We start from the raw sequence: 10,217 nt of genomic DNA, 5'->3' as shown, positions 1-10,217 counted from the left end.
AATAAAAAAAAGCTGTCGAAGTTTTCTCGACAGCTTTTTTTTATTCTTCTCTTGATGCAATAGTTTGTGCAATCGCATCCCCATGAAATCTACCGTTTTCGATAAATATTTCATTTGCATTATTCCCAGCGGCAATTACACCGGCAATAAAAATATTTTCAGCATTTGTTTCCATTCTGTCCTCATTATAAATCGGACGCCCTGTTTCTTCATCAATCCGAACACCCATTTCCGTTAAGAAACTATGATCTGGATGGTAACCAGTCATCGCAAATACGAAATCATTTTGGATTGTAAATGCTTCACCATCAACCGTATATATTAATGTGTGCTCAGTAATTTCTTTTACATGCGCATGGAAATGCATTTGAATTGTCCCATTTCGTACTAACGCCTCAAATTCCGGCAAAATCCATGGCTTAATACTTGGCGAGTATTCCCCACCACGGTATAGAACTGTTACACGTGCACCCGATTTAACAAGCTCTAACGCCGCATCTATACTTGAATTTTTACCACCTATTACAACGACATCTCGATCAAAATAAGGATGTCCTTCTTTAAAATAATGAGCTACTTTCTCAAGGTTCTCACCAGGTACATTCATATAATTCGGATTATCATAATATCCAGTTGCGACAACAATGTATTTCGCTATATATATTTCTTTATTTCCATCACGTTTTGTCGTCTCAACCTTAAAAACTTCTCCATCTTTTTGAACTTTCTCCACTCGTTCGAAAGCATTTACACGTACAGATTTACGCTTTACTACTTCGCGATAATACGCAAGTGCTTGATTTCGAACTGGCTTACGGTTTTCGGTAATAAAAGCTACTTCACCAATTTCTAATTTTTCACTAGAGGAGAAAAATGTTTGATGAGTTGGATAATTATAAATTGCATTTACAATGTTTCCTTTTTCAATTACTAACGGATTAATCCCTGCCTTTTGCAACGAAATTGCTGCCGCTAATCCGCACGGACCGCCTCCAATTATGATAGCTGTTTCTTTCTGCATACTCAACTCACTCCTAGTCTTCTACCAATACACTATTTATAAAAACAAGAAAAAACCTACTTACAGCAGTAGGCACCTATCTTTATTGTATTCATTTTTCATATATTTGTCATCTAAACGAAACGTACATCCGATAGACATCTGCTAAAAACTGCTGAAATTTAATACCTTGTTTCCCTAATACATTTTCAGGATCAATCTTTCTAGCTGGATCAAGTGTTTTATGTGATACGATATCTTTTTTTGGATTCAAGCCGAAGTTTTGACATAAATAAGCATGATACCATGTAAAACGCGTATATGCTTCCCAAAAGTTAACATCACCGCCATAACAAAGTTCCACACCAATGGCAGCCTTATTCGCATCATAACCATATAGGTCATTATCCGTCGGCACACCATATCGAACATGATACGCAACTTCATTTATAGGGACAATTTCCAATATTGTTTTGTCATCTATAAATGTATGCGCCGAAGCTTTCGGTTGCACTTCATTAAAGTAATCCCGATTTCCTATCGCATTGCTACCAGGATTCCCCGTATCATGACTTACAATAAACCTTACTTTAGAAAGAGGAATTCCCGGTCGTGAACTTCCATATCCAATATAGTTACGCTCTATAGGAAACATCGCCATTACTACCAACTCCCGCTTTAGAAAATTACCTTACTTCCTTATATATGTATTCGGTAGCAATGTCCTTATCGCATATTTCTTACACGAAGAGAAAATCGAAAATATTTGATGTGAACACCATAAATAACAAAATACTTACAGCGACTCCATAAAAACCGTAAAACCAAACACAATCTTCTTTCGTATCTAAGCCGAAAAATTTATTTACTGATTGTAATAATGCGCCACGCTTACTTTGTTTGTTTCGTAATACTTCCACTCGTTCTACAACATCTGCTGGCATCATAAATCTTTGGTCTACTGTCATTTTCATCATTTATCTCTCCTTAAAATCATTTCCGTTTTGTTTATCTAAGGAGAGTATAGCACGTTTGTTCGTGTAGAACAAGCGTTCTTTTTATTTTTATTCTATTTTTCACCAATCCACGTAATAATTACAAATAATACAGCGATACTTGCCCCTACAACAACCAGATGCAATAAACCCTCTCCTAACATCCTAATACTACTTGTTTTCTGAACATTTTTAGTTCTTACTAGCTCACTCTCTAACTGTTTTACCCTTCTTCTAATCGATCTACTCGATCCATTTCTTCATTGTTCATATCCAACACCTCTAACTAGTAACTTCAACAAAAAACGCGATTCCCTCAAAAGGAAATCACGTTTTCTCAAAACATTATATATTATACCCAACCTCTGAAGCGACTAGCCTCAGCCATTTTACGAACACCAATCATGTATGCAGCTAAGCGCATGTTCACTTTACGGACTTGTGATGTTTCATAAATTGAATCGAATGATTTTACCATTACTTTTTCTAAACGTTGTTCTACTTCTTCCTCAGTCCAGTAGTAACCTTGGTTATTTTGTACCCACTCAAAGTAAGATACCGTAACGCCACCAGCACTTGCTAATACGTCTGGAACAAGTAAGATACCACGATCTGTTAAGATTTTTGTTGCTTCTAATGTAGTTGGACCATTTGCAGCTTCAACTACAATTTTCGCTTTAATCTTATCAGCATTTTCTTCTGTAATTTGGTTCTCAATTGCAGCTGGAACTAAAATATCGCAATCAAGTTCTAACAGTTCTGTGTTTGAAATTGTATTATTAAATAGTTTTGTTACAGTACCGAAGCTATCGCGACGATCTAGTAAGTAGTCAATATCTAATCCATTCGGATCATGTAGTGCACCGTAAGCATCTGAAATTGCAATTACTTTCGCGCCTGCATCATGCATGAATTTAGCTAAGAAGCTACCTGCATTACCAAATCCTTGAACAACAACGCGTGCACCTTTAATATCAATGTCACGTTTTTTCGCAGCTTCACGAATACAAATTGTTACACCTTTTGCAGTCGCTGTTTCACGTCCATGTGATCCACCTAATACAAGTGGTTTACCTGTAATAAATCCTGGTGAATTAAATTCATCGATACGGCTATACTCATCCATCATCCATGCCATAATTTGTGAGTTTGTAAATACATCTGGAGCTGGAATATCTTTTGTCGGACCAACAATTTGGCTAATTGCTCGTACATAACCGCGGCTTAATCTTTCTAATTCACGGAAAGACATCTCACGTGGGTCACAAATGATTCCACCTTTACCTCCACCATATGGTAAATCAACAATACCACATTTTAAACTCATCCAAATAGAAAGTGCTTTCACTTCATTTTCTGTTACGTTTGGATGGAAGCGAATTCCACCTTTCGTTGGACCAACAGAATCATTATGTTGCGCACGATATCCTGTAAATATTTTAACAGTACCGTCATCCATACGAACTGGAATTTTCACTGTCATCATACGAATTGGTTCTTTCAATAATTCATATACTTCGTTTGGATAACCCAATTTTTCTAATGCTTCATTAATTACAATTTGTGTTGAATTCAACAATTCAAAATGTTGTTCCCCTTGTTGTTGTGTTTTCGTTTGAGTTCCCTTTTCGGCTACCATAGTAAGTAAACCCCCTGTAATTTCACTTGTTTAGTAAACCTTCATTGCCTAGTATACACCGTTAAATTTGGAATGCAATAGAAAACGCTAACAAATATATACAAACTATTTTGTGTTGCAAGCGTTTTCACTATTATTATAGTCCTTTTATTGCTTTTAGAAAAGTAAAATACTTAAATATTTAAATATTTTTTATTTTCATCAAAATACATTCGATAAAACAATTATTTTATCAAGAAATACTGATTAAATTTTAAAATACATATTGGCTAGTCTTGTTGCCTACACTTCGCTTTATAGATTTTATAGTTTCCAATCTTCAGCTGAATAAAAATAAAACCTCAAGCTACGTTATATTAGCTGAGGTTTTGTTTTTTCACAAAGTAATTGTATATTTGTTCAATTGCTTGAGCATCCATTAATTCTTTACCATATTCCATTATGCGGTAAATTGTTGCTGTTGACGGATTACCGTATTCCGCTAAAATAGCTATAAAATCCGCCTTCAATAATTGAAATTGCTCTTCTTCTTCTATCCAAAGATAAAAACGATTATCCCACGTATACAACTTCCCATCAGTTACACCAAGGTTATATAAGCGATTTGACAAATTGATTACATCATCTAATGTAGCAAACTCGTAAAGTATATGTTCACTTTCATCAAGAGTCACTTGCATTTCAATAAACTCGTCACGGAACTCATCTTCTGTGTCCACTTCGTGATTTTCTTTTGTTACAATTACAACCATACCTTGAGCTTGTAGAGAAAATACTTCAACAGCAATCGGTCCATCCGCTTCAAACCCTAATTCTTTATTCGCTTCTTGCATCATATCACGGAATAGTTGCTGTACTTTCGGTGCATTTCTCCACAAATCTTCTTTCGTTAATCCTCGTTCAGATAAATCATCAAATGTTAGGAAAATTTTAATCTTATTATAATTTAAACGTTCCAGTCTCATCTCATACCCTCCCTACGTAACCATTGCATCTAATTTTTATTATATGAAATAGAAAATAGATGGTTCTTTTCGAACGACTATTCTGACATTTTTAACCATCCATCCCACTCTTCTTTCGTGTTACCAATCAGGATATTTTGAAAACTTAATTGATCTCCAATGCCTTTTTTTCCTATAAAACCACCAGAGAGGTTTTCATTTTTTTCTTGCAACAAGTCCATAAATTCTACTGCCTCTTCAAGTTCTCGTTCATCATCAAAAGATATAAACAAATATTTAGGTTGTAATTGTTCAATAGCTAGTAAAATACCTTCTTCATCTAAACTTGTCCCCATATACATTGCTTGATATCCTTTTAGTCGTAAATACGTCGCAAAAATAAATCCTTTTAATATATTATTTTCTAAAACGAAAACTTTGTTAACGGAAGAATACACTGACGCATTATGATAGATCATTCCTAGACGTGTTTGTAAGAATGATACAACATATTTAAATTGTGACATTGTAATCTCATTATTATTTTTTAAAGTTAACAACTTGTTTGCCACTTGAAGAATGATACTTGTAACAACCTTTTCCGTTGAATATATACTAAAAACCTCGTTTAATAATGCAGAAGTTGTAATTTCATCAAATTCTAACAAAGCTTGTAGTATATCGTCCACTAAAACAACTTCTGTATCAGTAATTTTTTCTTTTTGAACGTTATTCTGCAACCGATTCCCTTCTAATAACTGAACTGCTTGTCCAATCATCATCCCCTCAGAAACTTTGTTCATTAACCATTTCAAAATATGAATATGCTCTTCTGTATATAAACGATGCCCTGCACGATTTCTCTTTGGGGCAATAATATGATAGCGTCTTTCCCATGCGCGAAGTGTACTCGGTTGAATTCCAAGTATATTTGAAACAGCTTTTATATTATACTTCCCATTTGAAGTCGGCATTATTTTCCTCCGCATAACGTAATGATATGTGTTTGGGAAGGTGCCCGAAAACGAAGAGGAAACAATGTTGTTCCATACCCATTACTAACAAAGAGAGTCGTATTAGAATGCTTATATACGCCACCCTTTAAATACTTTTCAGATGGAAACAACCGAATCTGACCTCCATGTGTATGTCCACTTAATACGAGCGAAATTTGTTCTTTACCGGACATTTTCTTTATTATATCTGGGTTGTGACTAATTAAAATACGAAAACCTTCTTCTTTACAATCAGCCAATGCTAAATCTAAACGATCTCGTTCTAATCCAACATCATCGATACCAAGTAAGCAAATTTTCTCTCCTAATTCAGACTCAAATACAACTCTTGTATTATCTAATACCTTCACATTATTTTCTATTAATAAAGCATCTAATTCGTGATATTCAATTTCATAATCATTATTTCCCCATACAAAGTATACAGGGGCTATTTCTCTTAACTTTTGAATATTTAAAGAGATTTGCGATAAAGGTACTCCTTTTTCAGCTAAATCGCCGCCAATAATTACGATATCTACTTTTCCTTTCACTCGTTCAATTAACGAGCTAGAAATGATTCTTCTATGAATATCCGAAATAAAAAAAACATTAACCTTTTGAAAACTTTCCGGAAATTCTTCGAATACTAAAGTATGTTCCAGCACTGTATTACGCATCGCTTCTTTATACATTCCAAGAAGACATATAAAACCAACGCATATGAGAGTACATAATAATATAATCCATGACATATATTTTTTACTCTCCCTCCTCGTAAAGTATAGTCCTTAATTTTATGTGCAGCTATATATCACTCATTTAGCTAGCTCTCATACTTCGTGGACTTATCTTTTATAGGAATTTTCAATTCTTGTCCTACTTTCACTTCGTCTTCTTGTAAATCATTATACTTTTTTATTATTTCTACCCCATTTTCATCTGAGAAATATTGCTTCGCTATACTTTCTAAAGTTTCTCCATCTTTCACAACATGAGTTGCTACTTTCTCAGACTGCTTCTTTGATTCAGTCTTAGCTGAATCAAAGAAAATTACTTCAAACGCACTTTTCTCAGCATTATTACTATCACTTTTTACCTGTATATATTTATCCGTATACCATAGGATACTAATAGGTAACAATATGAATAAAAATGTTAACACTCGGACGAAAATGTGATTCATTTTAAACTTTGGTTTTTTCTCTTTATTTCTATGAATTTCACTACGCGGCGGTAAACCTTCATCTTCTTCCACTAGCTCAACTTCTAACTCCTCTTCAAAATCAGGAATTCGTTTTCTCATGTTGTTCACCACCACCTTCCATTTATTTTCTTAATTGGAGTCCCATTATAAAATCAACAAGAAAGTGTGCAAAGATTGTTATAAACAGATTTCCTGTCCACTCGAATACATAACCAAAAACAAAACTAATAAAGCAGACGAAACAAAACAAAAAGGGCTTCGTTATATACCGAATATGTAACACAGCAAAAATTAAACTCGCTATTACAATTCCGAAATGAGTCTGCACTACACCTCTAAATAAAAACTCTTCCGCAAAGCCAATAATAAACGTGATAACGAGTAAATGCATGACAGAAATCCCTTGAAACATTCTATCGTTAATACCACCATCATCAAACCAAGATTCCGGAAACACTCGCATTGCAACATAATCTAATAACACAATACAAATCGCTAACAAGCCACCTATTACAAGTATAGAAACCGGTTCCCATTTCCACAGACTATAAACTTCTCTTTTATCTTGAAATAATATATATGCTAGTAAACAACCGATACCAATAATGATTAGTTGTGTTATGTAGAGATTCAGTCTTATTTCTCTCGGACTCATATCTTCAACATTATGCCTTTGAATGTTCATCATTCCTCCATCTTCCCTAGGCCGAAAAGCTTTTGCAACTCTGTTTCCCAATTATAGTCGAAAACTGACTGTTGCGCTCGTCTTTTTTTATAATCTGTTTTTGTAATACCACAGTAATCACAACAGTTTTCTATCTCTTTTTCCTTTCGATAACCGAAGTGTTGTAATAAATATTCACGTCTACATCCTTGAACTTGTATCCATGACTTCATATTTTCTAGCTCACTATATTTATTACGTAGTCTCACTTCCACTTCCGCTATTAATCTGTTCATTATTTCATCTGACAAGCTCTCTAGCATAAGATTTCGCTGTTGTATGATTCCAAGATGTTCGAGATGATAACGGATAAAACGCCAATATTGTTCATTAAATCTTGCTGCATTATAACAAATTTCTTCTACATCTTCTAATGGTAATACTTTCGTTTGAAACATTCTTTCTTGTAGTAACGAAAATAAAAATTGTATTTGCGATTTACTTGGTAATTCATCTTCAATGATTGAAATTGGCAAATCGTGATCCAATGGACTACATAATAAAATGGCTATACTCAATTCCCCATCTCTTCCCGCCCTTCCAATTTCTTGTAAATAGGAAGCTACATTTGTCGGATATTGAAAATGAATAATATATCTTGTATTCGCCTTATTTACCCCCATCCCAAAAGCACTTGTACATATTACAATTTGCAACTGGTCATTCATAAACTGTTGTTGAATTAACATACGCTCTTCGTGTTCCATACCACCATGATAAAAAGCTACACCTGTAATTCCTTTTCCTCTTAAATACTCGGTTAAACGCTCTGTCCAGGCTCTACTTGAACAATAAACAATACCAGGCCCTTGCAAATACATTACATGCTCAAAAAGCGCCTCTTTTTTTTCTTCTATTGTTTCCACAAATTGTACTTCCATCGCAATATTTGGACGATCAATTGAGTACACATGCTCAGCGATATTTTTTAGATTTAAACTTCCCGCTATATCTCGCAGTACACCCTTTGTCGCAGTTGCTGTTAATGCTAGTACTGTTGGAGATCCGATACTCTCAATTACTTTATCTAATTTTTTATAATCTGGCCGAAAATCATAACCCCATTGTGAAATACAATGTGCTTCATCTACGACAAATAATGAAATATGAATTTTTTTCAATTCTCTTATTAGAAGTTCCGACTGCAACATCTCTGGTGATACAAAAATAAATTTATAAAAAGATAGCTTTTTCATCGCTTCTCTTTTTTCACTTAACGTCCGAAAACTATTCAATGCAATAACTCGATTTTTCACGACATACTTTAATTGCGTAACTTGGTCTTCCATTAAAGATAATAATGGTGATACAACAAGCACCGTCCCCTCTTGCAGAAGCCCTGGAAGTTGATAACATATTGACTTCCCCCTTCCAGTCGGAAGCATTGCTACAACATCTTTCCCTTCCAATAAGTCCGTAATAACTCCTTTTTGCCCCGGACGAAATTCAGAATATCCAAACCACTTATATAAATATTCCTCAAGCTTCATTTATACCCTCCATCCGTGCCAATACAAGACGGACTTCAAAATAAGAGATTCCCTCTCCAACCGCTTGCTTCAACACACGCAATTTACGTGTTTGTAATGCTTCAATTACTTTTGTTACTTTTTCTATTTTTTCTTTTTCCATAAACATCTCAATAGAAAATTCTTTTTCTCGTAAAGCAATTTCTACAAAATGATCCTCTATCGTTGCAACCTTCAAATTCCGAATTGTTGCTATTTCTTCCAAAGAACGCCCTTGTCTCCAAAAATTATATGTTTTTTTCGTTGACAAGCTAAACAAATCAGCCCTCTCATTTGGATAAGATATAATTTCAGCTAATAACGGAAACTCATTTTCTTTATTGCGAACTTCTTGAATAAAGAAGTGAATTGTACCCCAAAATAAAAAATGTACTCGAAATATATCTTGTTTCGTAATTTCTGCTAATTGTTGTACAGTACAACCAATACGTCCATAGCCAGTTAAACGATATGTTACAATTGTCGCCTCTACTGGATTACTTTTTTCTAAAAGATTATGTATTTCCTCCCACAATCTTTTAGCCAATTCACTCCTTACATATGGCATTCCAGTGAGAAAACGCTTCACCCACATCATTATTTCTGTATCTTGTTGAATTGGAATAAATTTAGTATTCGCTTGTTGTAAATTCGAAATGGTTTGAACAATTAATGATAACCTCTTCCAAAACGTTGCACCTAATTCACCATAATGTAAACCATGTAAATACGTCGGAAAAGCAAATACCTCTTCCCATTTGTTTAATTGCATTTTACCAGTAGTCGTTAACACATATGTATTTTCATGTATAGCTTGAACCAACTCCGCTTGTAACAACTTTGAAACTTCTCGATCATAATCAGTTCTATTTAATGATTTATATACCCCAAACAAAAAAGAAACTTGGAACATATTACCATCCTGGAGCGTTTGCGAAGATCGCTTGCCTTTTAGTAAATAATAAATAGAAGAAACGGTTCTTTCACCATTCAATTGTTTTAAACAATATAATAACGTATATTGCAGCTGCATTACCGCTTCCACCTTTCAGTCTAACTTAATTCCTTTTCAATACGATTTCACGTTTATTGTTATTAAACTTACCATGCTCGCACAATATGCTTGTATATATTCTATTGTATCAAACGAAATAACATTTAAGTATTTTGAAAATCTTATGAAATAATTCAAAAATAAGTTGACA

The 10,217-nt window shown here is 34.2% G+C and carries 11 protein-coding genes; all 11 read right to left on the bottom strand.

Annotation, left to right across the window (positions count from 1 at the left end; genetic code table 11):
• Window positions 1-40: 40 nt before the first annotated feature.
• Complete coding sequence (locus KI356_RS13915) at window positions 41-1,021, bottom strand: YpdA family putative bacillithiol disulfide reductase (protein ID WP_212935693.1); 981 nt, start codon at window positions 1,019-1,021, stop codon at window positions 41-43.
• Between the two features lie 109 nt (window positions 1,022-1,130).
• Window positions 1,131-1,661, bottom strand: coding sequence for a peptidoglycan recognition protein family protein (locus tag KI356_RS13910; RefSeq protein ID WP_128281641.1), 531 nt, complete (start codon window positions 1,659-1,661; stop codon window positions 1,131-1,133).
• Window positions 1,662-1,740: 79 nt separating this feature from the next.
• Window positions 1,741-1,977, bottom strand: a complete 237-nt coding sequence (locus tag KI356_RS13905; RefSeq protein ID WP_128281642.1) for a DUF3961 domain-containing protein — start codon at window positions 1,975-1,977, stop codon at window positions 1,741-1,743.
• Between the two features lie 370 nt (window positions 1,978-2,347).
• Window positions 2,348-3,634, bottom strand: a complete 1,287-nt coding sequence (gudB, locus tag KI356_RS13895) for an NAD-specific glutamate dehydrogenase (RefSeq protein ID WP_088057991.1) — start codon at window positions 3,632-3,634, stop codon at window positions 2,348-2,350.
• Window positions 3,635-3,990: 356 nt separating this feature from the next.
• Window positions 3,991-4,599 (bottom strand): genetic competence negative regulator, encoded by a 609-nt coding sequence (locus KI356_RS13890; RefSeq protein WP_002117624.1) that lies wholly within the window; start codon window positions 4,597-4,599, stop codon window positions 3,991-3,993.
• A gap of 77 nt (window positions 4,600-4,676) precedes the next feature.
• Window positions 4,677-5,552 carry a MerR family transcriptional regulator gene (locus KI356_RS13885; protein WP_212935692.1) on the bottom strand — a complete coding sequence of 292 codons (876 nt, stop codon included), beginning with the start codon at window positions 5,550-5,552 and terminating at the stop codon, window positions 4,677-4,679.
• A complete protein-coding gene (locus KI356_RS13880) occupies window positions 5,552-6,328 on the bottom strand; it encodes a metallophosphoesterase (protein WP_212935691.1) in 777 nt (258 codons plus the stop codon). The genes KI356_RS13885 and KI356_RS13880 overlap by 1 nt, the downstream gene beginning before the upstream one ends.
• Window positions 6,329-6,399: 71 nt before the next feature.
• Entirely contained in the window at window positions 6,400-6,879 is a 480-nt protein-coding gene (locus KI356_RS13875; RefSeq protein ID WP_002117618.1) for a LysM peptidoglycan-binding domain-containing protein, read from the bottom strand.
• 22 nt (window positions 6,880-6,901) lie between these two features.
• Window positions 6,902-7,465 carry a CPBP family intramembrane glutamic endopeptidase gene (locus KI356_RS13870; RefSeq protein ID WP_002117615.1) on the bottom strand — a complete coding sequence of 188 codons (564 nt, stop codon included), beginning with the start codon at window positions 7,463-7,465 and terminating at the stop codon, window positions 6,902-6,904.
• A complete protein-coding gene (locus KI356_RS13865; protein ID WP_212935690.1) occupies window positions 7,465-8,994 on the bottom strand; it encodes a RecQ family ATP-dependent DNA helicase in 1,530 nt (509 codons plus the stop codon). The genes KI356_RS13870 and KI356_RS13865 overlap by 1 nt, the downstream gene beginning before the upstream one ends.
• Window positions 8,984-10,045: a YpbB family protein gene (locus tag KI356_RS13860; RefSeq protein ID WP_212935689.1), complete on the bottom strand. Its 1,062-nt coding sequence runs from the start codon at window positions 10,043-10,045 to the stop codon at window positions 8,984-8,986. The genes KI356_RS13865 and KI356_RS13860 overlap by 11 nt, the downstream gene beginning before the upstream one ends.
• Window positions 10,046-10,217: the final 172 nt, after the last annotated feature.

Source organism: Bacillus hominis (genome assembly GCF_018332515.1).
In the GTDB taxonomy this organism is placed as follows: Bacteria; Bacillota; Bacilli; order Bacillales; family Bacillaceae_G; genus Bacillus_A; species Bacillus_A hominis.
The sequence above is the reverse complement of the archived record's forward strand: the minus strand, read 5'-3'. Positions and strand labels throughout refer to the sequence as shown.

Excerpts from the sequence above, each read along its gene's own strand:
- KI356_RS13915 (WP_212935693.1), bottom strand. The coding sequence starts at position 1,021 with ATGCAGAAAGAAACAGCTATCATAATTGGAGGCGGTCCGTGCGGATTA.
- KI356_RS13910 (WP_128281641.1), bottom strand. The coding sequence starts at position 1,661 with ATGGCGATGTTTCCTATAGAGCGTAACTATATTGGATATGGAAGTTCA.
- KI356_RS13905 (WP_128281642.1), bottom strand. The coding sequence starts at position 1,977 with ATGATGAAAATGACAGTAGACCAAAGATTTATGATGCCAGCAGATGTT.
- gudB (WP_088057991.1), bottom strand. The coding sequence starts at position 3,634 with ATGGTAGCCGAAAAGGGAACTCAAACGAAAACACAACAACAAGGGGAA.
- KI356_RS13890 (WP_002117624.1), bottom strand. The coding sequence starts at position 4,599 with ATGAGACTGGAACGTTTAAATTATAATAAGATTAAAATTTTCCTAACA.
- KI356_RS13885 (WP_212935692.1), bottom strand. The coding sequence starts at position 5,552 with ATGCCGACTTCAAATGGGAAGTATAATATAAAAGCTGTTTCAAATATA.
- KI356_RS13880 (WP_212935691.1), bottom strand. The coding sequence starts at position 6,328 with ATGTCATGGATTATATTATTATGTACTCTCATATGCGTTGGTTTTATA.
- KI356_RS13875 (WP_002117618.1), bottom strand. The coding sequence starts at position 6,879 with ATGAGAAAACGAATTCCTGATTTTGAAGAGGAGTTAGAAGTTGAGCTA.
- KI356_RS13870 (WP_002117615.1), bottom strand. The coding sequence starts at position 7,465 with ATGAACATTCAAAGGCATAATGTTGAAGATATGAGTCCGAGAGAAATA.
- KI356_RS13865 (WP_212935690.1), bottom strand. The coding sequence starts at position 8,994 with ATGAAGCTTGAGGAATATTTATATAAGTGGTTTGGATATTCTGAATTT.
- KI356_RS13860 (WP_212935689.1), bottom strand. The coding sequence starts at position 10,045 with ATGCAGCTGCAATATACGTTATTATATTGTTTAAAACAATTGAATGGT.